The organism is Mucilaginibacter ginsenosidivorax, from assembly GCF_007971525.1.
Classification (GTDB): domain Bacteria; phylum Bacteroidota; class Bacteroidia; order Sphingobacteriales; family Sphingobacteriaceae; genus Mucilaginibacter; species Mucilaginibacter ginsenosidivorax.
Map to the genome: position 1 here is coordinate 4,355,209 of NZ_CP042437.1, position 23,900 is coordinate 4,379,108.

18 protein-coding genes and 1 tRNA gene are annotated in these 23,900 nt (G+C 42.2%); 14 read left to right on the forward strand and 5 right to left on the reverse strand.

Annotation, left to right across the window (positions count from 1 at the left end; translation table 11 throughout):
- The 3 genes from FSB76_RS18210 to FSB76_RS32190 all read left to right on the forward strand — a co-directional run bounded on the left by FSB76_RS18210 (nt 1) and on the right by FSB76_RS32190 (nt 3,512).
- Nucleotides 1–1,452 carry a DUF4932 domain-containing protein gene (locus tag FSB76_RS18210; protein ID WP_147055790.1) on the forward strand — a complete coding sequence of 484 codons (1,452 nt, stop codon included), beginning with the start codon at nt 1–3 and terminating at the stop codon, nt 1,450–1,452.
- A 42-nt stretch (nt 1,453–1,494) separates the two neighbouring features.
- A complete protein-coding gene (locus FSB76_RS18215) occupies nt 1,495–2,904 on the forward strand; it encodes a S41 family peptidase (RefSeq protein WP_158642928.1) in 1,410 nt (469 codons plus the stop codon).
- Nucleotides 2,905–3,341: 437 nt separating this feature from the next.
- Entirely contained in the window at nt 3,342–3,512 is a 171-nt protein-coding gene (locus FSB76_RS32190; protein ID WP_158642929.1) for a hypothetical protein, read from the forward strand.
- A gap of 110 nt (nt 3,513–3,622) precedes the next feature.
- Here FSB76_RS32190 and FSB76_RS18225 read toward each other — a convergent pair.
- Nucleotides 3,623–3,696 (reverse strand) — tRNA-Met (locus FSB76_RS18225).
- A 162-nt stretch (nt 3,697–3,858) separates the two neighbouring features.
- Here FSB76_RS18225 and FSB76_RS18230 point away from each other — a divergent pair.
- From FSB76_RS18230 to FSB76_RS18240, 3 genes are all read left to right on the forward strand, one after another.
- Nucleotides 3,859–4,239, forward strand: a complete 381-nt coding sequence (locus FSB76_RS18230) for an START-like domain-containing protein (RefSeq protein ID WP_090642033.1) — start codon at nt 3,859–3,861, stop codon at nt 4,237–4,239.
- Between the two features lie 108 nt (nt 4,240–4,347).
- On the forward strand, nt 4,348–5,766 hold the full coding sequence (locus tag FSB76_RS18235) for an LptF/LptG family permease (RefSeq protein WP_147055795.1): 1,419 nt from the start codon (nt 4,348–4,350) through the stop codon (nt 5,764–5,766).
- A gap of 129 nt (nt 5,767–5,895) precedes the next feature.
- Nucleotides 5,896–7,101, forward strand: a complete 1,206-nt coding sequence (locus FSB76_RS18240; protein ID WP_192910088.1) for a bifunctional 3,4-dihydroxy-2-butanone-4-phosphate synthase/GTP cyclohydrolase II — start codon at nt 5,896–5,898, stop codon at nt 7,099–7,101.
- 123 nt (nt 7,102–7,224) lie between these two features.
- Here the strand turns inward: FSB76_RS18240 and FSB76_RS18245 are convergent, their stop codons facing one another.
- Nucleotides 7,225–11,634, reverse strand: coding sequence for a translocation/assembly module TamB domain-containing protein (locus FSB76_RS18245; protein WP_147055799.1), 4,410 nt, complete (start codon nt 11,632–11,634; stop codon nt 7,225–7,227).
- 210 nt (nt 11,635–11,844) lie between these two features.
- Between FSB76_RS18245 and tsaD the strand changes: the two genes are divergently transcribed.
- From tsaD to FSB76_RS18255, 3 genes are all read left to right on the forward strand, one after another.
- A complete protein-coding gene (tsaD, locus tag FSB76_RS18250; protein WP_147055802.1) occupies nt 11,845–12,846 on the forward strand; it encodes a tRNA (adenosine(37)-N6)-threonylcarbamoyltransferase complex transferase subunit TsaD in 1,002 nt (333 codons plus the stop codon).
- Nucleotides 12,847–12,939: 93 nt separating this feature from the next.
- Complete coding sequence (locus FSB76_RS32195; RefSeq protein WP_158642930.1) at nt 12,940–13,110, forward strand: hypothetical protein; 171 nt, start codon at nt 12,940–12,942, stop codon at nt 13,108–13,110.
- Between the two features lie 400 nt (nt 13,111–13,510).
- Nucleotides 13,511–13,906: a contact-dependent growth inhibition system immunity protein gene (locus FSB76_RS18255; protein ID WP_147055804.1), complete on the forward strand. Its 396-nt coding sequence runs from the start codon at nt 13,511–13,513 to the stop codon at nt 13,904–13,906.
- Between the two features lie 15 nt (nt 13,907–13,921).
- Here the strand turns inward: FSB76_RS18255 and FSB76_RS18260 are convergent, their stop codons facing one another.
- The 3 genes from FSB76_RS18260 to uvrA form a co-directional block, all read right to left on the reverse strand.
- Nucleotides 13,922–14,509, reverse strand: a complete 588-nt coding sequence (locus FSB76_RS18260) for a glycoside hydrolase family 19 protein (RefSeq protein WP_147055806.1) — start codon at nt 14,507–14,509, stop codon at nt 13,922–13,924.
- A gap of 226 nt (nt 14,510–14,735) precedes the next feature.
- Complete coding sequence (locus FSB76_RS18265) at nt 14,736–17,027, reverse strand: IPT/TIG domain-containing protein (RefSeq protein WP_147055808.1); 2,292 nt, start codon at nt 17,025–17,027, stop codon at nt 14,736–14,738.
- Nucleotides 17,028–17,318: 291 nt separating this feature from the next.
- The gene (gene uvrA / locus FSB76_RS18270; RefSeq protein WP_225976542.1) at nt 17,319–20,255 is read right to left on the reverse strand and encodes an excinuclease ABC subunit UvrA; all 2,937 of its coding nucleotides are present in this window, start codon (nt 20,253–20,255) and stop codon (nt 17,319–17,321) included.
- Between the two features lie 387 nt (nt 20,256–20,642).
- Between uvrA and FSB76_RS18280 the strand changes: the two genes are divergently transcribed.
- The 5 genes from FSB76_RS18280 to nth all read left to right on the forward strand — a co-directional run bounded on the left by FSB76_RS18280 (nt 20,643) and on the right by nth (nt 23,726).
- Nucleotides 20,643–20,876, forward strand: coding sequence for a hypothetical protein (locus FSB76_RS18280; protein ID WP_147055810.1), 234 nt, complete (start codon nt 20,643–20,645; stop codon nt 20,874–20,876).
- Nucleotides 20,866–21,198 carry a hypothetical protein gene (locus FSB76_RS18285; protein ID WP_147055812.1) on the forward strand — a complete coding sequence of 111 codons (333 nt, stop codon included), beginning with the start codon at nt 20,866–20,868 and terminating at the stop codon, nt 21,196–21,198. The genes FSB76_RS18280 and FSB76_RS18285 overlap by 11 nt, the downstream gene beginning before the upstream one ends.
- A gap of 458 nt (nt 21,199–21,656) precedes the next feature.
- Nucleotides 21,657–22,241: an RNA polymerase sigma factor gene (locus FSB76_RS18290; protein WP_147055814.1), complete on the forward strand. Its 585-nt coding sequence runs from the start codon at nt 21,657–21,659 to the stop codon at nt 22,239–22,241.
- Nucleotides 22,242–22,517: 276 nt separating this feature from the next.
- The gene (locus FSB76_RS32200) at nt 22,518–22,661 is read left to right on the forward strand and encodes a hypothetical protein (RefSeq protein ID WP_158642931.1); all 144 of its coding nucleotides are present in this window, start codon (nt 22,518–22,520) and stop codon (nt 22,659–22,661) included.
- Nucleotides 22,662–22,967: 306 nt separating this feature from the next.
- On the forward strand, nt 22,968–23,726 hold the full coding sequence (nth, locus tag FSB76_RS18295) for an endonuclease III (protein WP_147055815.1): 759 nt from the start codon (nt 22,968–22,970) through the stop codon (nt 23,724–23,726).
- The last annotated feature ends 174 nt before the right edge of the window (nt 23,727–23,900 follow it).

Sequence of the window (23,900 nt, forward strand, 5' to 3'; positions counted from 1 at the left end):
ATGAAAATTCAACGTACCTTATTCACTTGTTTTATCGCATTTGTACTGGGCTCCTGCGCTAACAGCATACGCGGCTGGAGCAGCTACCCCGCTGCAGGCTCCAATACCATTCACTTTGATTATTTAAACGGGAAAACTACCGATACCATTTATCTGGCCACCGGCGAGCTGTTACGGCTGCACTGCAAAGCCAGCAACAACACTGGTACCCTCAACCTATCGGTTGTTCTGGGAAGCAAGATGATCTGGCACAGCGAGATTGATGGCGCGGTCGATTCTACGTTTACGCTACCAATTACAAATAGCGGAAGGTATAAAATTGTGTATGAAGGCAGGAATGCCTCGGGAAAATTTGAGCTGGATTATTCAAGAATGCAATACAAGCATATACAGGTTATCACCAATAAGAATATCGAACTGTTTGGCCTGATGCTGCAATTGGACAATGGCCCGGACGTGATGAATACAAAAGACTCGGTCACTATCTATGGCAAAAGGGTAACCATCGCCGAGTGGTACAAAAAAACCATTGCCAATTACTATCATTATCAGCACTTCGATTCCTGCGCGATGCTGCAAAATTATCGGGCTTACCAGGCTAAGGGCTTCTATAATGATTTTTTTATCAGTCTAATGCTGGAGGTAGACCAGGTACCTAATGCCCGGCTGAATGGGGGCACCGATGAGGACCAGATCATGGCCTTTTCATCCAGGGGCGACCTGGAAGAAGGAAAACAAAAAGCCACGGCGTTTTTAAACATGCTGAATGCTTTTTATAAGCAGGTAAACTTTGGGCAATATCTTAAAGAGAACGAACCTTTTTATGCACAGGCGAGGGCTAACGTGGAGAAAAACCTGCCGCCTGCTAATTTTATTTCGGTTATGGAAGGCTTTTATCAAAAAAGCTTTAACGGCTATTATTTGGTACCGAGCCTGAACATACCGTCGGGAATGGGTTTTGGCAAGCTGAACCGGAAGCCGGGAAAGATCTATAATACGTTCGGACCTTTTACGCTCCAGTCCTTTGATCCCAAACATCCAGCGGTTGGCTATGACGACCCGCAGCATATCCGTGATCTTTCGGTGCATGAGTTCGGGCATTCATTTGTCAACCCAGCCATTGAAAAAGTCCCGGACACATTGATCCGATCGTCGGCATATCTGTTTACACCAATTAAGGAAAAGATGACCAAACTCTCTTATCCCAGTTGGCGTATCTGTTTAAATGAAAGTTTCGTACGCGCGGGAGAAGTTGTGATCGCCAGGAACCTGGGTGATCCGGCTACAGCAGACCGGATCATGAAAGATAATTTGCAGTCGGGATTCGTCTACCTGCCGGACATCGTAACCGAACTCGAAATTTATAACCATAACAAGCACCGGTTTCCTTCCTACGATGATTTTGTCCCCCTGGTATTGCAAAAACTGAAAACTTTACACCCCAAATCGTGATCCCGGATGCAACCTTTCCCGTTATTATTTCATCTTCCGTGCATGAAACCTAACAAACTATTAGCAGCCTTATTATTACTATGCTCTTTAACATCAATGGCAAGGGCGCAGGATAGCGAAAATAATGAAAAGCATTTCAGCAGGCAGCAGTTGGAAAACGATATCACCTATCTTACCGCTGTAATAGCGCGGGTACATCCCGATATGTACCATCATTGCCCTAAAGTACAATATGAAAAAATTACGGATAGTGTGCGGCAAGTTATGTATGACGGCATGACCGAACGGGAAGCCTGGCCGCCGCTGGCCCGGCTGGTAGGGGCTATTGGCGAGGGGCACAGCACCTTTGATTTCCCTCCGGGAATTATCGACCGGCTCAAAAATGGCGGGCGCTTGCTTTTCCCGGTCAGCATCAGCCGGTTTGATGGCAGGAACCTGGTAGTCAACCTCGACCGCTCTAATGAGAACCAGCTTTTACCCGGCGATCAGATTACTTCGATCAACGGAATCAGCGCAGGCAAACTCATCGATACGCTTAGCGGCTATGCGGGTGGTCTGAAAACCTTCCGTGCCCTTGATGTATGCCGGAATATTATCACATTCATGTACCTCTACCGTATCGAATCGCCCTATCATATCGCTTACCTGCGTAATGGGAACCCCGGAAGCGCCACGCTCACCGCCGTTAACTGGCCGGAACTGCGCGACAACCAGGCCGCACGCAAAGTTAAGTTACCGGCTGCATCCGGGCAGCCTGCAGACAATTTTACCTACCTGGATAAAACTACGGCATACTTCAACATCACTCACCTGACGGAAAAGCCGGAAATATTCAAACATTACCTCGACTCCTGTTTCACTATCTTAAAGAAGAGGCCAGCCGTAAAGCTCATCATTGACTTCAGGAAAAACGGCGGCGGCAACTCGGTTCTGGGTGAAACGCTGCTGGGTTATATTACCGGCAAACCCTTCCGCATGTCGGGCGGTGAACGCTGGAAGGTAAGCGCTGAATACAAACAGCGGATCAGGGAAAATTCGAAAGACACGGCCCAGATGGCTTTTTACCTGAATGCGCCTGATGGTAGCATCATTTCCGGTAACGCGGAAAAGCCAAAAATACCTGCTCCCAATCCCCTGCGCTATACCGGAAAAGTATTTGTGCTGATCGGCCCTAATACTTTTTCCAGCGCCAATATGACGGTAAACGCCATACAAGACTATCACCTGGCCACGCTCGTTGGCGAACCTACCGGCGAACCCGCTAATGACTACGGGGAACTGATCTTTCTCAAACTGCCCAACACAGGCCTTTCCTTTGCGACATCCACCAAACAGTTTGTGCGGGCAAATGGTGATTCGAAAGACCAGCATCCGGTTTTGCCAAAATATGATATCGCCGATGATCTGGCAACACCACAGGATGAGGTGCTGGACTTTATAAAGAAATTATAAGATCAAAGATTAGCTTTGTGCTGTTGATCTTCTTTAACCTGTCGTTTCTTCGCGGCACTGGCAAGAGGTACCGCTGGGCAGCATCAGTAAAGAGCTGTCCTTTTTATAATTGATTTACGCATTTTCGACGAGGAGCACAAGGGAAAGACCGGGCGGATTATGGCAATTACCTCACTAAATTTATTGCTGGTCAGTTGGAGCCGGAGTATGGCAGTGGATTTTAAAAACGGCAGATAGAATTATTTCGTCAGTTTCACCGCACATTCCCAATTGCGAATACACTGCGTTCGCAATTGGGCTGAACACACTACAAGACACTACTGCGTGTTGATAGTTAAGATAAAATCGACTTCTATATAGCAGAGTCGATAAAAAACAACTGGACCACCCGCCAGTTAGAAAGACAAATTCATAGTAGTTTATGGCAACGGCTGTTAATGAGTAACGACAGGGATAGTATATTAGCTGTAGCACGAAATGAAAAGCAACAGTCTGATGCTAAAGAAATCATTAAAGCCCCCATGTACCAGGAGCTTTTAGGATTACACCAGGTGGCGTCTTATTATGAAAAAGACCTTGAGCAAGCTATACTGTGTCAAACGGTTTAAGAGGTTCTTTGCTAAAATCTAACTACCAAAAGGATTATCGTAATTGTTTGACTAACCGGTTTTTATGGGCATAAAAAAAGGAAACAACTCCGAAGTGTCGTTTCCTTAAGTAGCGGGGAGCAGGATCGAACTGCCGACCTTAGGGTTATGAATCCTACGCTCTAACCATCTGAGCTACCCCGCCGTTTTTAATTTAATCCTCTTTTTATATGGTTGTTAAAAAGAGTAGCTATGTTTATAAAACAATGTGCTTCCTTAAAAAGGTTTGCAAATATAGCAGAAATTCGTTTTCTTTAGAAAAAATGTTAACATTTACTGCATAACCTGTTTTCAAGTATAAACCCCGATGTCCGAAAAAAAGAAATTTACTATTGAGTATGAGATAAAATCATCTCCCAGAATACTGTTCACTTTCCTAAATGAGCCTAACGGGTTAGCACAATGGTTTGCCGATGATGTAAATGTTCGTGACCAGGTTTTTACTTTTACCTGGGATGATGAGCCGCAAAAAGCAAAACTTATTTTAGTTAAAGAAAATAAACTGGTTAGGTTTAAATGGCTTGAGGATGAGCCACAATGCTATTTTGAAATGGAAATTTTGCAAGACGAACTTACCAACGATGTAGCCCTGAGTATCACCGACTTTGCAACGGAAGACCAGATCCCTGAACGAAAATTGATATGGGACAACCAGATCGATTATCTCATTAGCGTACTGGGCGCGTAAGGCCAATTTAATTTTAGCTAATTTTGTATTACCAAACGCTAATTTTGCGTTAATGAAAATTAACCTGCACAGTTGCGCGTTTTTATCCTGTAAATACAAATTGCCCCGATGAAAAAGATCCACCTTTTACTGCTTAAATCATTTATAAGGCCTTTTGTAAGCACGCTTTTCATCGTAATGTTTGTGTTGCTGATGCTGTTTTTGTTTAAATACATCGACGACCTTATTGGCAAAGGCTTTGCCTGGTATATCATCCTGGAGCTGATGATGTACAACTCGGCAACCAACGTGGCCATGGCACTGCCGCTATCGGTATTACTGTCAACCATTATGACCTATGGCGCCCTTGGCGAAAATTACGAGTTGGTGGCCATTAAAGCTGCAGGCATTTCGTTACGCAGGGCAATGTATCCCATGATCATTGTTGTATCGGTATTAAGTATAGCAGCTTTCTTCTTTTCGGATTACATGCTGCCGATAGCTAACCTGAAATACTATTCTCTTTTGTATGACGCCCGAAAACAGAAATCGGCCGATTTACTACCCGAGATGATTTTCAGTTCCAGCTTTCCGGGCTATACTATTCGCGTAACCAAAAAAGATCCCGACGGACAAAGGCTTTACGGCATTATTATTTATAAAAAAAACGACGAAACCAATAACACCGAAGTAACCATGGCCCGCGAGGGTACCATGTTCCGTACCATGGGCGATAAGTACCTGGTGTTAAAACTAAAGGAAGGTGTAAACTACGTAGAGTCAAAAAGCGATGGCGCCAATTATGATCTGCGGCAACGCTTTACCCGCTTCCGGTTTAAAGAGATGGAGCAAAAATTTTCGCTGGATGGCTTTAAAATTAGCCGAACCGATGAAAATGAGTTTAAATCCGCATCGCAGATGATGAATTTAAGGCAGCTTAAGTTTTTTGTCGATTCGAGTCAAAAGGCTACCGATGCTGCCGTAATGTTAAATTACAAACTTATTACGCCATACATCAAGTATTTTAATTTACCGGCTAAATCAAAAGTAAAATATATTGCTGCCGATAAGGATGTATTAAAAAGCATGAAAGTTGCAGATCAGCAGATGGCCTTATCCAGCGCTGCATCTGAGGTGCGGTCGGTAAAGGATTTTTTGAAAAATCGAGCCGATAAGTATAGCAATGATGCATCTACCATTCGCAGGTACGATTCGGAAGTGCAAAAGAAATATACGCTATCTGCGGCCTGTATTGCATTGTTTTTAATAGGTGCGCCGCTTGGCGCCATCATCCGTAAAGGGGGGCTGGGGCTGCCGGTGGTAATTTCGGTGATATTTTTCCTCATCTATTACATTATATCTACCATAGGCGAAAAATCTGTAAAGGCAGGTAATGTTAATACTGTATTTGGTATGTGGGTGGCTATTATTGTGCTAACGCCCATCGGGCTCTTCCTTTCTTATAAAGCAGCTACCGATTCGGTGATATTTGATATGGAGGCCTATAAAAGATATTTTAATAAAATCTTTAAACGCAAGGAAGCCTGATAGGCAAGCTACCGATCCAAAATCATTTTACATAGCACCGACCAGAATCATTTTAATATAGTTTAAATTTGTTTAAACTTTAATACATCATGGCACCCTTTTAGGCTTGCCATACGTAATATCCACATAATGTTAAATACAATACAAGAAGCTATAGAAGATATACGGTCAGGTAAAATGATCATTGTGGTTGATGACGAGGACAGGGAAAATGAAGGTGATTTTTTAACTGCCGCCCGTAACGCCACCCCCGAGGCAATAAATTTTATGGTACGCTATGGCCGCGGCCTGGTTTGCGCGCCTATTACTGTAGATAGAGCCCGCGAGCTTGAACTGGAGCCGATGGTGAGCCATAACACCACATCGCACGAAACTAATTTTACGGTTTCTGTTGATTTACTGGGGCACGGCTGTACAACCGGTATATCCGCCACCGACCGTTCAAAAACAACCTTGGCATTAATTGATCCGGCCACTAAGCCCGAAGATTTAGGGAGGCCGGGGCACATATTTCCGCTTATTGCCAAAGATGGAGGCGTTTTACGCCGTTCGGGCCATACCGAAGCTGCTATTGATTTGGCCGTACTGGCTGGTTTTGAGCCCGCCGGAGTAATATGCGAGATCATGAAAGAAGACGGCGACATGGCCCGCCTGCCCGACCTGCTGGTTATGGCAAAAGAGTTTGATCTGAAGATTGTATCTATTAAAGACCTGATAGCTTACCGCTTAAATGCCGAGACACTTGTGAAAAAAGAAGTGTCGGTAAAAATGCCTACCGAGTGGGGCGATTTTGAAATGATAGCCTACACCCAGTTGGATACCGGCGAAAATCATCTTGCTTTGGTAAAAGGCACCTGGGAGCCCGGTGAGCCCATTTTAACCCGGGTGCACAGTTCATGCGTCACCGGCGATATTTTTGGATCGTGCCGGTGCGATTGTGGTCCACAGCTGCATAAAGCAATGGAGATGATAAGTAAAGAAGGTAAGGGCGTTGTTGTTTACATGAACCAGGAGGGCCGCGGCATAGGCCTTATCAATAAGTTAAAAGCATATCACCTGCAAGAAAACGGCTACGATACCGTTGAAGCAAACGTTAAATTGGGCTTTAAAATGGATCAGCGCGACTATGGCGTTGGAGCGCAGATATTGCGCAGCCTTGGAATTTCAAAAATGAGGCTGATGACCAATAACCCCAAAAAACGCGCAGGCCTTATTGGTTACGGGCTGGAGGTTGTTGAAAACGTTCCTATCGAAATAGCATCAAACCCACATAACGAATTATACCTGCGTACCAAACGCGACAAAATGGATCATGCCATTATGCGCGATCATTAAGATTTTAGATGTGCAGATACACGGAAATCAGATAATAAAAAAGCAGGTTGATTAATGTCAGCCTGCTTTTTTTGTATTGGATAGGACAATTTTCTGTGGCCATGGGTGTATTTATCTGCACATCTATTGATCATCGTCATCCGGTTTGGTAACAATAGGATTGGGGTTTGTTACCGGTAATGGTGTTACCGGGGCCTGGGCGCGCTTGCCGCTTCTGAAAAGGTTGCGGATAAACTCGCGGAAGGTGTCAAAATCCCGTTGATAAACCAGGCCCAACCCGTTTACATACTGTGGCAGCAACTGGTTATTTAAATTGTTTAGCGTGGTGCTGTTTAAAATCCGGTACGAGTACCGGGCTGTTAAGTTACCATCTTTCCGGATGCGGTACAGGGCTTCAAAATCTTTGTTAATGGAATTAAAGCTTTGATTGAAAAGGGTAGTGTTATTGTTGTTAAATAAATCGTTTGAGGCGGTATTGGTAAACAAACTTCCGTTGAACGATAGCCTGTCATTAAAAAAGCGCAGCGAGGCGCTGGCCTCATTAAACGAGCGGATGTTTAAATCAAAGTTTTTAATGTTTGATTGTGCTATCAGGTTGTTTAATTTGTTAAAAGCAAATTCGGTAACGGCATCGCCGGCGGTGCTTATTACCTGGTTGGTTAAACTGTTGTTACTGCCCGACGAAAACTGCCTGCGTACAATAATGCTTAACGCCTGCTGGCTTCGGTTGTTATTATCGGATAGGTAAGTGGCCACATCATCCTTTACCGATGGATCGGTAGGGAAGTTAAAGTCGAAGTCGATGACAGGTAATAACAACGATTTGGTCAGGATCAGTTCGGCCTGTACCAATACCTGCTTATTACCCTGCGGCGATTGCAGGCCCGCGGCAGTATACAACGGCGAACGATCTGTACGTACCTCGTATAGCGCTTTCAGGTTTATCTCGGCATTTGCCGGGTTGCCTGTCCACCTGATGGTACCGCCCTGGCTTACGGTAAAGTTTTTACTGATAAAGTTTTTGGCGGTAAATTCAAATTTGCCCGTGGTTATTAAAAAGTCGCCATACATTTCAAAATCGCCCAGGCTGTTAATGTTCAGCTTTAGGTTATTGGCTACCCCGCTGCCTTCCAGCAATCCATAATCGGTGGCTATTCTTACTACGGTTTTTTCATCGGCGGTTAAATCAAAATTAAGGGTTACGCCGTTGAATGCACGCTCTTTGGCTACAACCTTTGCGGTATCGCTATGGCTTACAAATTTTATAAAATCGTATTCGCTTGCTGTTGATGAGGTATTAAGCGGGATATTGAAAATTGTGCCTGCCTCGGTACGCGCGGTTATATCAATTTTCATGTTATCAACCGGCCCTTTAAAGCTAAAGTTTCCGGTGCCATAAGCAGTACCGTAATAAACATGGTTGTCCTTAAAAGTGGTATTCAGTGCCAGAAGGTTTTTTGCAACCAGGTCAACCTCAATATCCGGATTAGATGGGTTATTCAAATCTACCGTTCCATTGGCCGTGCCTGTGCCGCCTTTTTTATCTTTTAGCACCATGTTGTCTACCTTAATAATGCTATTGGTTACGTTTACTTTGGTATTGACGGTATAAGCCGTTTTTAAATAATTAACGGTTACACCTGTGTTTACCAGGGTTACATCACCATTCAGTTGCGGTTTTGATAATGGCCCCGTCAGCTTCAGGTTGGTAGATATATTGCCTTTAATATCTGATACCAGGTCTTTAATAAAGGGTTCAAAAATGATAGCCTCGGTTTGGTTCATTTTTACATCAAAGTCAAGGTTGTTTTCTGTATCTTTTCCAAAGGCGTATATACCCGATAGGTTCATGGTTTCCAGGCCGCGGTTCACGATGTTTAATTTCATATCGGCCTGCTTGCGGTCGTTATCCAGCGCTGATACCAGTTTTACATTGCCGATAAGCGTTTTATTCATGGTAAGCGAATCGATAGACAGTTTTGCGTCAACCCCGGGATCTGCGGTAATGGCGGTCATGTTTACATCACCATTAAGGTAGCCCTTTAAAAATATGCCCGATGTTTTGGTAAGCTGGTTAAGCGTACGCATATTAAATTGCTCAAACGAGAGTTTTAATACATCAGTAGGGTTATCAGATATAAAACCGTTTATCCGTACCTTCTGGGTTCCGTTTGATAACTCAAAGCCGGTTACCTGGGTTTTGCCATTAAGCAGGCGGATACGTACCTGGTCTTGTATTTTCCATTTTTCGTGCTCCAGGATCACATCCGAGGGTAATAGTTTTAATTTGGCGGTAGTATCTTTACCAAATTCAACCAGGCCGTATAAATCCAGCTGGTTCACCGCATTTTTATCGGATAGCTTAACGTTAAAATTTAAACTATCGTTTTTAAGAAAGTTGGTTATGTTAATGTCCTTTATAAAAAGGCTGTCGGTTAGGTCAACTTTTTTTAGCGAAACGTTAAGCCCCAGCAAATTGTCGGATGTGCTTTCATCAATAATAAAATCATGAAAAACTGTTTTGCCGAATTTAAACGTTTTGATGTAGCCCGATAGCGTAGCTGTTTTGTTATTGGAATCAAAATGCCCGGTAAAATTCCCCTGGTCGGGGATTTTTAATTCGGGTAAAAATATTGATGTAAGCGGATCGAGTTTTTTGATGGTCAGGTTAAAATCAAACTCTTCCGGCTTGGGTGGTACAATAGTAGTTTGTAACGAGGGGATATACTTTTTAACAATGGTTTTAAAATACGATGGCAGGGTAGCAAGGTCAAAACTGCCTTTAATATTGGCATCCGCAAAATCAGATTTAAGGGCTATCTCCCTTGCATTACCGCTGCCATTGGCCGATAGGTAAAGTGAGTCGGCCTGGTAGTTATTGCGTGGGTCTACAATTTTTATGGGCGATAGCAAAATATTGCCCTGTAAGTTTTTGAGGTCATCGCCCTTGAACGTGGTTTTTAGCTGCGTACTAAGGGTGATAGTATCTTTTATCAGTTTTAAGGCGTTTAATTTGGCATCCTTAATAGTGGCAGCTAAATCATAAGCAGGCAGCTGGCCGTTTAGATTTACCTTGCCCTTCAGGTCCAGCTTTATGTTTTTGTCATTGATAGTAATATGCCCATCAGCAAGTTTTTTTATAAACGAGCCATTGATGGTAAGGTTATTATAAGTGTAATTATTAAAATCGATGTATTTGATTTTAGCATCGCCCTTTTCGCTCAGGGTTTTCAGGTCGTCGCCGCTGCCTTTTATGTTTGATGTAAACGTGGTGCGGCCCAGGCTGTTTTCATCAAGCAGGGTGCCCAGGTCAAAGTTAAAAGCATCCAGTTTACCGCTGTAACTGGGGTTCCCTTTTTTGTCAATCTTTAAATTAATGTCCGAATCGAAGCGGCCAAGTTTGGTTTTAAAAATACCGTATGCCACAAAATCGTTCTGCAAGCCGCTAAACCTGCCTGTGAAATTGATATTACCAAATTTGTTAATAATATCGGGAACTTTTAGGTTAGGCTGGCCCGAAAAATGACTGATAAGATAATCGATATCTTTTTTGTTGGATGCTATCTGGTCAAACCTTAACTCCAGGAAGGTGTTATTCCAATCGGGCAGGCCCCTTAAATTAAAATCGCCTTTTATAAAGGTAGCCTGGCCGCCGGTTATGGTAACTCCTTTTGATTTTAGATTGCTAACCGGCCCATGGGCCCGGCCATCCAAACCAAGATCGAAGCTTACTTTTTCGAGCCCGCTGGTAAAGTAGGCGATATCTGCCGATGATACCCGCGACGATTTAAAATCGCCATCCATGTAAACCTTCGTGTTAAATTCATCAAAATCGCTAAACGATTTGAATTTCATCCTGAAATAATCTTTCAAATCAGAATGCCCGGTTTTTAAATGAAGGTTTTGAGCCAGGATCTGGTTAGTATCTATGGTGATGTTTGAGGTTAAATTTTTAACGTAAAACCCGCTTTTTTCTACAAGTGTTAGCTTTTGCACGTTGCCTTTAAACAGGTGGTTTTTGATATCCATGTTTAAAACTACCGTGCTAAAATGTTTTACATCAATATCGTCAAAATTAACCTGGGCCATTGCGGTATCAATCAGCTGGTTTTTGTACCGGAAGTGGAAGTTGTTAATAGTGATCTTATCAAAATTAAGTGTCCAGGGTTTGCTGGTGGTTTTTGCAGTATCGCCCGAGTTAAAATAGTTGATAATAAAATCGAGGTTGGTGGTACTGTCCTTTTGTTTTTTAAGGTAAAACGAGCCGTTATCAAGCTCGATGGCCGAAAAAGTGATAAGCCGTTGTTTGATGCTGTTAAAAATAGAGAATCCATTAATATCTACTGCCAGCTTAGGGGTATTCAGCAGCGTATCCTTCTTTTTATCCAGTACATATAAGCCTTCAATAACTACGGTGCTAAAAGGCCTTATGTAAAGGCTTTTTATACTTACTGTAGTACGCAATTCATCCGACAAATATTTGGTCGCTTTTTTAGCAGCCCATGTTTGTACAGGTTTATATTGAAAAGCCAATAAAAGTATGCTAAGTGTCAATAATATCAACAACACCAGCCCGAATACTATTTTGAGTGCTTTTTTAATAACTTTGCCTTTTTAATTAATGAGTTATTGAATTATTGATTTATTGAATTTTCTTTCATTTACAATTTAACCAAATGATAGTTTGAAAAACATTTACTAAATCAATAATTCACTAATTCAATAAATCAATAATTTAAAACTGTGCCTGTAATATTAGGAATTGAATCTTCTTGCGATGACACATCTGCCTCTGTTTGCGTTGATGGGGTTATCCTGAGCAATGTTATTGCTAACCAAAGCATTCATGAGGCATATGGCGGCGTTGTCCCCGAGCTTGCCTCAAGGGTACATCAGCAAAATATTGTTCCTGCCGTTCAACAAGCACTATTGAACGCAAAAGTAAACAAAAATGATATTGATGCGGTAGCTTTTACCCGCGGGCCGGGCCTTTTAGGCTCATTATTAGTTGGTGTATCGTTCGCCAAGGCATTTGCGCTTGCCCAAAACGCGCCATTGGTCGAAATTAATCACATGCAGGCCCATATCCTGGCCCACTTTATTGGCGATCATAAGCCCGTGTTTCCATTTTTATGCCTTACCGTATCGGGCGGGCACACGCAAATAGTTTTGGTAAAAGATTATTTTGAAATGGAAATTATTGGCCAAACACTGGATGATGCCGCAGGCGAAGCTATGGATAAAACCAGTAAGATATTAGGCTTACCTTATCCGGGTGGCCCGCTTATAGATAAATACGCTCGGCAGGGTAATCCGGATGCTTACAAGTTCCCCGAGCCACAGATCCCGGGCTTTGATTTTAGTTTTAGCGGACTCAAAACATCGATATTGTATTTTATTCGCGATAACGTGGCCAGGAACCCCGATTTTATCAGCGAAAACATGGCCGATATTTGCGCATCGGTTGAAAAACGGATAGCAACCATATTGCTCAATAAATTTGAAAGGGCGGCAAAAGAGTACGGTATTAAACAATTGGCATTGGCCGGCGGCGTATCGGCCAATACAGGTTTAAGATTGGGCCTGCAGGCCCTTTGCGAAAAAAACGGCTGGGAAAGCTTTATTCCGGCTATGCAATATTGTACAGATAACGCTGCCATGATTGCAATTGCCGGTTACTATAAATATTTAAAAGGTGAATTTGCAGGGCAGGAAATTGCACCTATGGCAAGAATGATATTTTAATTTTGAATTACTGAATTATTGAATTGAAGGGAATGTCTAATAACTACTTTGCAATTCTAATCAGTAATTCACTAATTCAATAAATCAATAATTATGAGTATTCCATCATTAATATTCTGGGCGGTTTTTGTGCTGCCGCTGGTTGCATTTTTAGTATGGCTAATGCGCCAGGATAAAAAGAAAGGCGTTACAGGGCTTATTGTATTGGCCATTACCGTTATAGGCGGTATTATTTACATGTACGTTAAAACGGGTGGCAAATAGTTGATTAGTTAAGTGGTTGATTAAGTTAATGGACTTAGAAGCTGTTTGAAAATAAAAGAAAGACGATTATTGAGCGTTAAACCCATGCGACACGCAGCGGAGTATAGCATGGCGGAGACGACTCACCCCGGCTACGCTGCGCTGGCCGACCCTCTCTCCGGCTTACGCCGCATAGAGGGTTTAGGAAATTTATATTTTGTAAGTAATTGATTAATAATACACTACTATGCGGAGCCCTCTTTCCACCGGAGGTGAAGAGAGGGTGGCCCAGCGTAGCGTCGGCCGGGTGAGTCGTGGCCGGCGTTCAACCGGATGTATATATAGCCTAATACGTGATGGTGTGTATAAAGCAATGACGTTTTTATTTAATAGAGCTTCTTAGGCATGTTGATTATATTTTATGAAGCTGGAAAATAATTGGCGCTACAAGTCACTACAAAACCTGGAGAAGATAGCCCTTGAAGATCCGGCAACAGCACCAACGCGACTTGTAAGACGTTGCCTGGAACTATTAAAAGTCCCGCTAAATGAATTTAACACAGAGAATCTGCGTTTGATGATAGGGCAGGAGTTTAGTTTGCCATATCTTGTACCGCTGGCTATCGAAAAACTTACCGAAGACCTTTTTGCCGAGGGTGATTACTACCCCGGCGACTTATTAGCAGTTGTGCTAAAAATCAAAACTGCCTTTTGGGAGGATAACCAACAATTATTTAACGCTGTAACAAGCTTGATAAACAGCCGGTATGACGAAATTGAGGACGCAGGAATTTCCCTGGGCTCTTTCGCCACCTAAACTCCTTTGCTTATTTTAAACCGGCGCGGTTAATCCTTTATAAAACGTTTGAGCATATCCCGCAATGGTTGTGGCCTGGTCAAGGCCATTAATTATTTTGCGGGCGTTTATCCAGTCGGTTAAGTCTGGTGTAAAATATTTGCCAAGGCTCTTGCCTGTAAATAGCCCGCCAACCATCCCTTTAACCATGATGTTTGCGGCTATAGTTGGATCTAAGGCAAGTTCGGGATTTCCGAGCAGGTCGACATGCAATAAATGGCCCATGCTCTCATAATTTTCATACCAGGTTAGTTGTACGTAGCCCCTGCCATAATATAATTTATCGGGCGTGGTATAGGGTACCCGGTGACCAGGACCAGCCCCCATTTTTAATTTTTTGCCATAATCATGGCCGGCGCCCTTGCCAAATTCGGCTATTGGCTGCATTTTTTGAGCGCATTCATGAAACACCGTAGCCAGCATATAAGCTGTTTTGCGGTTATCGGTTATGCCAGCTGCTGCAATAACGGTTAAGATAGTTTCGATGCCATCAATCTGGCTTTGAGAGAAATGTCCGCCAAACAATGGGCGAATGGTGTCGTAAAATGCTTTACTTCCTGGCATAATAGTGTAAGTTTAGGTATGTTGATGATTGAGCCGACGCCCGCCCGGGTAGAAAAAACTGCAAAGTTTATTTGGGTAAGGTGTTGGATGTTAGTCAAATATAACGATTTAGGAGCGAAGTAGCAAATCTTTTTAAGGATTTTAAGTAGTGCTGCCGGGGATATCGGGAGATAAAAAAACGGCTATGCTGTTATAAAGCGTAGCCGTTTTTTGAGATTTGGATTACCTATCGGGCAGCCCTGAATATCTTATTGGAACCTGTGGTGGTATACGCGCTGATGTAATAATAAGATGGAGTAATTACAATGCCTCCTAAAGTATATCCCGTTGGTATAGTGTATTTTGTAAATGTATCACCGTTATTAAAGGATAGGTTAAGGTAAGCTGCGCCGTAAGCTACAATATCGCCGGCTGTTTTTATTACTCTGCATGCTTCGCTGCCTATGTCTTCCCATGTGGCGCCCTGGTTTACAGAACGATATATGCGGGTGCTGCCAAGGCTTTGTCCCGAGCCTTTATAACTAAAGGAACAAAATACATTGTATGACGATGTTGTTAAAAAATCGCGCTCGCCCAGGTTATAATTGTAGATACCTGTTACGCCGCTGGTTTCTCGCCAGGTGCGGCCCTGATCTATCGACTGGTAAAAAATTTTCTCTTCTTTCGAAGTAAAATTCTTACTGGTATCAACAGCAAACATGTACTTTTCATTTGAAAAACTACTGATGTAATTGAGCGTACCCGGACCGGAAATATCTGCGCTTGACCAGGTTGAGCCGCCATCAGGCGATTTATAAACCTTTTTGCCCGCTATTAAAGTGATTTTATCCTGGTTAACAGTAATGCCCGTAAAACTCCTGTTGGGCGATGTAGCATCCGGAACTAATTTTACCCAGTTAGTGCCATTTGTAGATTTTGCAATGCCAAGGCTTGTGGTAACGTAGTAGTTGTTGTTATCGGCTTTGATAATGTTGATAGATGGTTTTTGCCCCTGGCCAAACGGTAAATTATTATAAACGTCGGTATATGATTTGCCGTCTGCACTAAAATACAGATAGCCCTGCTGTGGCCCTCCTGTAACCATGATGCTGCTCCCTGTACTTACCATTTGGTTGCTTTGTTGCAAATTAATTGATGAGAAAACCTCTGCCCAGTCAAGCGAGGTTTTTGGAGGGTTCACTGTAAAAATCAATGCTTCATTGACACTATTCCCATCAGCACTTAAAATTATCTTGCCGGTAGTAGCGCTGGCCGGAACTTTCACTGTAAGCCTGGTTGCAGTAGCCGTTAGTACCGTTGCGCGCACCCCATTAAAGAAAACAATATTTGTGGCTGGAGTGGTGCTAAAGTTGGTACCGGTAAAAGTGATAACATCGCCCGGGTTGCCCTGTGCGGGCGATATACTTTGCAAAATGGGTTTGTTAGTATACGTAAACACCGGGCCGGTAATGTTTGTGCGGGCATTATTAACATTTACAGCTATTGCACCTGTTGACCCGCCGGCAGGTACCCGCACGGTTAATTTTGTACTTGTAGCGGTTAATACTATGCCAACGCCTGTTTGAAAAAATACCTTGTTTTCTGCCAATACTGTACTGAAGTTTGTACCGCTAACAGCTACGGTATCGTTTGTTTTTCCGCTCGCCGGGCTAATTCCGGTTATTGTTGCCGGTAATAAATACGTGAATACAGGGCCGGTTACCGAAGTGCCGTTGTTTATGCTTACTGTAATGTTTCCCGTGCCTGCCGCTGCGGGCGCGATAACAACCAGTTGGGTAGCGCTTGCCGAGCTTACAACTGCCTTAGTGCCATTAAAGCTAACCTCGTTATTGGTTTTTACCGCACTAAAATTTGTACCGGTAATTCTAACTGTATCTAAAGCAAACCCTTTTTGCGGACTAATACTTTCGATAGTTGGTTTATCACTTACAGGTGTTGGGTCAACTATATCAGTTTTTGGTTTAACATTGGCCCGGAAATTAGTAAGATCGAATGAGCCTGATGAATTAAACGAACGGCCCCTGGCATCGGTAAACTTAATATCCCATTTCACGGTTGCCGTGCCATTGCTTTTTATAATAACCGTGATAGTGCCCGATACCGCATAATAAGTATTGCCATCTTTAATGTATTGGATATAGGTTTGAACCGGCGGGGTGGTTACTACCGCATTTATCTTTAAGTGAGGATTACCCGGGTTGAAAGACGTTCCGGCTTTTTTGCTTAACTCAATGGCGCCGTCTTTAAAATCGTTAATAAAAAATACAATCTTATTTCCTGTTGTATTTAACCGGCCTGTAGCTTTCAGTGCTTTTACGTCATCCCCATCCGTACTATAATAAGTTGATGTAATAGCCGCGGCATCCAGGTTATAATCGGTGCTGTCTATTTTTGCCGTAAGCGAGGGTTTTGTAATTAGCGAAGGATCCGCTGAATCGTTTTTGCCTTTTGAGCATGAATAACCTACCATTAGCAATAATACCAATGCAGATAATTTAGATAGATTTTTTAACGCCATGTTTATGATGATGATAAGGAATAGACCTTTTGTTGTATTTTTTAATTTAAACGTAAAATAATCGGATAAGGTTAACCATAAATATCGTTAATGGTAATAACGGTGTTGTTACAAAATGATGTTGTTTATTCCTTTATACACCATTGAACATAAACCGGTTAACGACGCCGACGTTAAAGCGGGCATTTTTTTGCAACCATGGTTTATAATTGGACTGCGGCTGCCGCAAATAAAATTTAAGAGGGAATAAAAAAGACTCCAATTATGAAGTCTTTCTTGATTTTAGATAGGTTATTTCCCAAACCGTTCTTTTAAATAATGCCCGGTATGCGATTTTTTTTCTTTGATGAGGTTTTCAGGGATGCCTTCGAATACCACTTTACCGCCACGGTCGCCGCCTTCGGGACCAATGTCAATCACCCAGTCGGCGCATTTAATGACATCCATGTTATGTTCAATAACAATAATGGTATTACCATGTTCAAGCAGGGCATCAAATGATTTTAGCAGCTTTTTAATATCGGCAAAATGCAGCCCGGTAGTGGGTTCATCAAAAATAAATAACGTTTTGTGCGTATTGTTACCTTTTACAAGGAACGATGCAAGCTTTATACGCTGTGCTTCGCCGCCCGATAGCGTATTTGATGATTGGCCCAGCTGTACATAGCCTAACCCAACATCAACCAGGGGCTTTATTTTGGATATGATCTTTGGCTCTTTGGCAAAAAACTGCAACGCTTCGTCAATGGTCATGTGCAATACTTCGGCTACGTTCTTTTCGTTGTAGGTAATATCCAGTATGTGCTGTTTAAAGCGATTGCCACCGCAGGTTTCGCAGGTAAGGAAAATATCGGCCATAAACTGCATCTCTATTTTTACTTCACCCTCGCCCTGGCAAACATCGCAGCGGCCACCCTCTACGTTAAATGAGAATGCCGATGGTTTCAAGCCGGCTGCTTTAGCTGCCGGTTGTGCGGCGTAAAGGTTGCGGATCTCGTCCCAGGCTTTTACATAGGTAACCGGGTTTGAGCGCGATGAACGGCCGATAGGGTTTTGATCAACCATTTCTACCTGTTCTATCTTGGCATAATCACCTTCAATACTATCATATGATCCGGTTTGCTCGCCCGAGTAATTGCCCAGTGTTTTTTGCAGGGCAGGGGCCAGTATGCGCTTTACCAAACTGGTTTTGCCAGATCCGGATACGCCGGTAACTACGGTAAGTACCCCCAACGGAAATTTAGCATTTACGTGCTGCAGGTTGTTTTCGCGGCCGCCCTTTATCTCGATGAAATCGTACCATTTACGGCGGGTGGATGGTATGGCTATCTCATCCTTACCGCTTAGGTAGCGGCCGGTTAAGCTGTTATCGTCTTTTATAATCTGGTCATAAGTTCCGGTGAAAATCAGTTCGCCGCCATGGGTACCGGCCTCGGGGCCAATATCAATAATATGGTCGGCTGCCTTCATAATCTCTTCCTCGTGCTCAACTACCAAAACGGTGTTGCCTACATCGCGCAGGGATTTTAATACGCCAATCAGGCGTTGGGTATCGCGCGGGTGCAGGCCTATGCTCGGCTCATCCAATACATATACCGAGCCCACCAGGCTGCTTCCTAACGAAGTAGCCAGGTTAATCCGTTGCGATTCGCCGCCCGATAGCGTGTTTGATAAACGATTTAGCGTTAAATAGCTCAAGCCAACATCATTCAGGAAAACCAAACGATTGGTTATTTCCATTAACAAACGTTTACCAATTTTGGCGTCGGTTTCGTTAAGTTCCAGGCCCTGGAAAAACTCCAGCGCTTTATCAAGCGGCATCAAAACCACATCGGTAATGGAGCGTTCATTAATTTTTACATACGATGCATCCTGGCGCAAACGGCTGCCCTTACACTCGGGGCAGGTGGTTTTGCCCCTGTATCGCGATAGCAAAACGCGGTATTGGATTTTGTAGGTTTGCTCTTCCATCTCCTTGAAAAATTCATCAAGGCCGCGGAAAAATTTATTACCTGTCCATAATAACTTTTGTTCCTTAGCGGTAAGCTGGTTATACTGGCGGTGGATAGGGAAATCAAATTTCAGGGCATGCCTCACCAGGTTGTCATTCCACTCGCGCATCTTTTCGCCGCGCCATGGGGCAATGGCCCCTTCATATATCGATTTGCTTTTATCAGGGATAACCAAATCTTCATCAATGCCAATTACCTTACCATAGCCCTCGCATTTTTTGCAGGCGCCGTAAGGGTTATTAAAGCTGAAAAAGTTGGGGGTAGGCTCTTCAAATTTAATACCGTCCAACTCAAAACGGTCGCAAAAAAAGCGCTCGGTTTCCTGCTCAGCGTCGGCCTCCTGGTAACGCACGTAGCAATCGCCTTTGCCCTCAAAAAAGGCGGTCTGGATAGAGTCGCCCAGGCGGCTTACCGTTTCATCCTCTTCGTTTTTGCTGATACGGTCGACAACAATACGAACCGCGTTGTAAGTATCGGCAGAGTGCATGGCGGCGGTAGCACTTTCAGTATCGCTCACCGTCTTTGTTTTTTTGCCTTTCGCCTTTGTTTTTTCAGTTACGGCTTCGCCGGATATTTCTTCTAACAGCCATGAACCGTCATCTACAATGCTGGCATCCTCTAAAAGCGCTTCAATTTTTGATAGCTTGCCTTGGTACTCCACCCGTACAAAACCCTTTTGCATGAGTACCGCCAGCTCTTCTTTTAAGCTGCGGTTATTGTGCGGGTATAAAGGTGCCAGTATGGTTACCTGGCTTTCATTGGGCAGGCTGAGTACAAAGTTTACCACATCGGTAACCGAATCTTTTTTTACCGGCAGGCCGGATATGGGTGAAATGGTTTTACCAATGCGCGAGAAAAGCAGTTTAAGGTAATCATAAATTTCTGTTGAGGTGCCCACAGTTGAACGCGGGTTTGATGTGATTACTTTTTGCTCAATGGCTATTGCCGGGGCTATACCTTTTATATAATCAACATCCGGCTTGTTCATGCGGCCCAGGAACTGGCGGGCGTACGATGAAAGGCTCTCTACATAGCGGCGTTGCCCTTCGGCATATAACGTATCAAAAGCAAGCGACGATTTACCCGAGCCCGACATGCCTGTTACAACAACCAGCTTGTTTTTGGGGATGGCCACATCCATATTTTTAAGGTTGTGTACACGCGCCCCTTTTATAATAATATGTTTTGATGGATCTTTTTCTGCTTCTTTGCTCATGCGTTGAATTAGTTCATGGTTCATAGTTCATGGATCATAGCTGTAAGGAAGCTAAATAGGTTGATGGCAAAATTTATACCATGAACCATGATCTATCAACTATGAACTTTTTGCGAGTGCAAAAATCCTAAAATATTTAGCATAATCCAAATCGCTTTCACTTTGTTTAGATGATTATTGTAATTAAATATCCGAGTTTACAGTTTGTTGACTTTTAATTGTTTAGGAAGAATTTTTGGGGATTGGCAATGAGCCAAATTACTTTAGTGTAAACACGCGCAGGAGTTAAACTTTTAAGCTTTTGATTTAACCGATACCTGCATATTGGTGTAATAATGCTTTTGAAAGCTGGCATCATTTTGTAATTTTACAATATAAGCTAATATAATGACTACGCTAACTGTAAATATTGAGGATAAAAAAACCGAGAAAGCCATCAAAGCTGTATTGGACGCTTTTGGCCTGGATTATAATGTTGCGAAAGACAACACTAAACGCCCGTTATCAAAGTCGGAACAGGTGATGTATAACCGGCTAAAACGATCTGTAAAAGAAATAAATCTTTATAAAGAAGGTAAAATCGAACTTCAGGATGCAAGAGAATTTTTAAATGAGCTATAGAGTTGTTATTGCTTCTGCATTTGGTAAAGAAGCTAAGAGAATTTCTAAAAAACATCCTGGCATAAAATCAGATATCAATAAACTCATTGCTGATTTAGAAATAAATCCCACTATCGGGACAAACCTGGGACAGAACTTTTACAAGATCAGGATGGCTATTACCGGAACCGGCAAAGGAAAGTCAGGTGGAGTCAGGGTGATAACATACGCAATAGTAGATGGTGAAACCGTTATTTTGGCAGAGATTTATCTTAAAAGCGAATATGATACATCTGATATCAACGTGCTTTTAAAAAATTTAAAGGACGATGGCTTGATATAAACTCTTGTTATGCGTCTTATCTTTATTCCTTATCCACGGCATTAGTCTTTGTTAACGCCAATCACAGTTAATATTTAACATTTTTTAACATCTTGCCGGGCAATAAGTTGATGCCTTTTAATAAATTTACAGTACAAAATATTTGTAACGGACTTAATACAATTTAACAGTACCATATTTTTTTATCAATTCAATTTTTAAAATTTATTTTGGTACCCATTAAACCTTTGGTAATATAATTTAGTCTAATATTATTGCTGCCAAATAATAAATTGTTTTATCGCTAATTAACCCGACGAATATTTAAAAAATGACTGGTTGGAAAAATTTTATTTGTTTTTTATCCGGGAATTTGTTTTATTTGACGTAACAATTTTTTTACCCTAACAAGAACGCTATAGGAAATACTTTACTTTTCAAGAGTTTAACTAAAAATTAAGTTTAAAGTAGTACTTTCTATGGATTTTCAATTGAAGAGTGATCAGGATCTAATCCATCTATACATTGCCGGTGATGAAGCGGGGCTTGTAGAATTGATCAGGCGTTACCAATCAAAAATATACACCTCTGTTTACTTGCTTGTAAAAGATGAATACCTTGCCGAGGATATTTTTCAGGATACTTTTATAAAAGTAATAAATACCCTTAAAGCCGGGAAGTACAACGAAGAAGGTAAGTTTTTGCCCTGGGTTACCCGTATTGCACATAATTTGGTTATCGACCATTTTCGCCGTGAAAAACGTGCGCCAATGGTAAGCAATGGCGACGACTTTGATATTTTTGAGGTGTTGGGCAACTATGATGAAAGCACTGAAGACAAGATGGTTAGAGAGCAAACTTATAAAGACCTTAAAGGCCTGATACAGCTTTTGCCATCTGAACAAAAAGAGGTGCTGATTATGCGTCACTTTGGCGATATGAGCTTTAAAGAGATTGCCGATATTACCGACGTAAGCATCAATACCGCTCTTGGCCGTATGCGCTATGCACTTAATAACCTGCGCAAAATGATGCAGGGCAGGGAACTTAGCCTTAAAAATTAGTCATAAGCATTAAGTAATAAGTTATTTTAATATTGAATCCGGTTGTTGATTAATTATCAATTAACCGGATTTTTTGTGTAGGTAACTTTATTAATCACATTTCCAGTTAATTAAATAATCAGGAAAAATTAATTAATAAAAAATATTTCATTTAATTTTCATCTAACAAAATATTATCTTTAAGCCACCGTTATAAATCGTATAAAAATTACAGTAATAAAGCTTATGGATGAAACCTTTACAAGAACGTTGAATGCTAATGCTAACCAAGCTGAAATGAACGATAATGTACATTTAAACCTGGACGCCGACGAGTTGATTTTTTACAATTCAATTCGCGCCGATTTGGACCTTTTGGCTAAGAAGCCCAAAGTGCAAACCATACACCAGATATTGGACTATTCGAAGAGCCTGCGTTAAGCATTGCACCCCCTCACTGGTTCATAGATCATAAATTGTTGATTACGGTACCCGATGTGAATCGATCCTGCCAAAAATCCGATAAATGATTTATGAACCTTTCTATTTTTATTAGTTCATTGGTTCATTGTCGCTGCGCTTGTTCATTAGTTCATTGGTGAATAGTTCAATAAATTTTATAGTTGATATTTTTAGTGGTTTTGCCAATTGCAATTTATTGAGCATAATTGCAGTATATTGATTAGCAATCATACTAATAAAGCGTGTAGCTACCAATGAACTAATGAACCAGTGAACAAATGAACTATGCTGAAAGCCGATCGCTACAAACACTTTGTTGAATACTTTTCTAAAAATCAGCCCAATCCTGTTACCGAACTGCATTATGATAACCCGTTCCAGTTATTGGTGGCGGTAATCCTGTCGGCGCAATGCACCGATAAACGCATTAACCAGGTAACGCCGGCGCTGTTTGAACGTTTCCCTACGCCTGAAGCATTGGCGGCATCAACCCCCGACGAGGTTTTTACTTATATCCGCAGTGTAAGCTATCCTAATAATAAGGCAAAGCACTTGGTGGGCATGGCCAAAATACTGGTAGATGTATTTAACAGCGAGGTGCCATCGGGCATTGATAACCTGCAAAAAATGCCGGGCGTTGGCCGTAAAACCGCTAATGTTATTGCATCTGTAGTGTTTGAAGAACCGGCAATGGCGGTAGATACACACGTTTTTAGAGTAGCCAACCGCATAGGTTTAACCAATAACGCCACTACACCCTTGGCTGTAGAAAAGCAATTGATACAACACATTCCTAAAGAGCATATAGCCGTGGCCCACCACTGGCTGATATTGCATGGCCGGTACATTTGCGTAGCCCGCAGTCCCAAATGCGATATTTGCCCGCTCACCTGGTTCTGCAGGTATTATGAGCGAAACAATACAGAAACCGCTTTATTGAAAGCCGAGGCCGCAAAAATTAAAAAAGCCAAAGAAGCTAAGAAAAAGACTGCACTTAATAAGATCAGTAAGGAATTAAAGAAAAGGAGTGTGGAGAAAAGTTGATTAGGTGAGTGGTTGATTGAGTTGATTAGGTGAGTGGTTGGCTAAGTTAATTAAGTGGGTAGTTAGTTTGTATATTTGATGCTTTTCCGGCAGCTAAAACTTAATCAACCTAATCCAACTTAATCAACCACTCACCAAACAAAAAAATATTTACTAAAAAAATTAGTATTTTTA

Excerpts from the sequence above, each read along its gene's own strand:
- FSB76_RS18210 (WP_147055790.1), top strand. The coding sequence starts at position 1 with ATGAAAATTCAACGTACCTTATTCACTTGTTTTATCGCATTTGTACTG.
- FSB76_RS18215 (WP_158642928.1), top strand. The coding sequence starts at position 1,495 with ATGAAACCTAACAAACTATTAGCAGCCTTATTATTACTATGCTCTTTA.
- FSB76_RS32190 (WP_158642929.1), top strand. The coding sequence starts at position 3,342 with ATGAGTAACGACAGGGATAGTATATTAGCTGTAGCACGAAATGAAAAG.
- FSB76_RS18230 (WP_090642033.1), top strand. The coding sequence starts at position 3,859 with ATGTCCGAAAAAAAGAAATTTACTATTGAGTATGAGATAAAATCATCT.
- FSB76_RS18235 (WP_147055795.1), top strand. The coding sequence starts at position 4,348 with ATGAAAAAGATCCACCTTTTACTGCTTAAATCATTTATAAGGCCTTTT.
- FSB76_RS18240 (WP_192910088.1), top strand. The coding sequence starts at position 5,896 with ATGTTAAATACAATACAAGAAGCTATAGAAGATATACGGTCAGGTAAA.
- FSB76_RS32195 (WP_158642930.1), top strand. The coding sequence starts at position 12,940 with ATGAGTATTCCATCATTAATATTCTGGGCGGTTTTTGTGCTGCCGCTG.
- FSB76_RS18255 (WP_147055804.1), top strand. The coding sequence starts at position 13,511 with ATGAAGCTGGAAAATAATTGGCGCTACAAGTCACTACAAAACCTGGAG.
- FSB76_RS18260 (WP_147055806.1), bottom strand. The coding sequence starts at position 14,509 with ATGCCAGGAAGTAAAGCATTTTACGACACCATTCGCCCATTGTTTGGC.
- FSB76_RS18265 (WP_147055808.1), bottom strand. The coding sequence starts at position 17,027 with ATGGCGTTAAAAAATCTATCTAAATTATCTGCATTGGTATTATTGCTA.
- uvrA (WP_225976542.1), bottom strand. The coding sequence starts at position 20,255 with ATGAGCAAAGAAGCAGAAAAAGATCCATCAAAACATATTATTATAAAA.
- FSB76_RS18280 (WP_147055810.1), top strand. The coding sequence starts at position 20,643 with ATGACTACGCTAACTGTAAATATTGAGGATAAAAAAACCGAGAAAGCC.
- FSB76_RS18285 (WP_147055812.1), top strand. The coding sequence starts at position 20,866 with ATGAGCTATAGAGTTGTTATTGCTTCTGCATTTGGTAAAGAAGCTAAG.
- FSB76_RS18290 (WP_147055814.1), top strand. The coding sequence starts at position 21,657 with ATGGATTTTCAATTGAAGAGTGATCAGGATCTAATCCATCTATACATT.
- FSB76_RS32200 (WP_158642931.1), top strand. The coding sequence starts at position 22,518 with ATGAACGATAATGTACATTTAAACCTGGACGCCGACGAGTTGATTTTT.
- nth (WP_147055815.1), top strand. The coding sequence starts at position 22,968 with ATGCTGAAAGCCGATCGCTACAAACACTTTGTTGAATACTTTTCTAAA.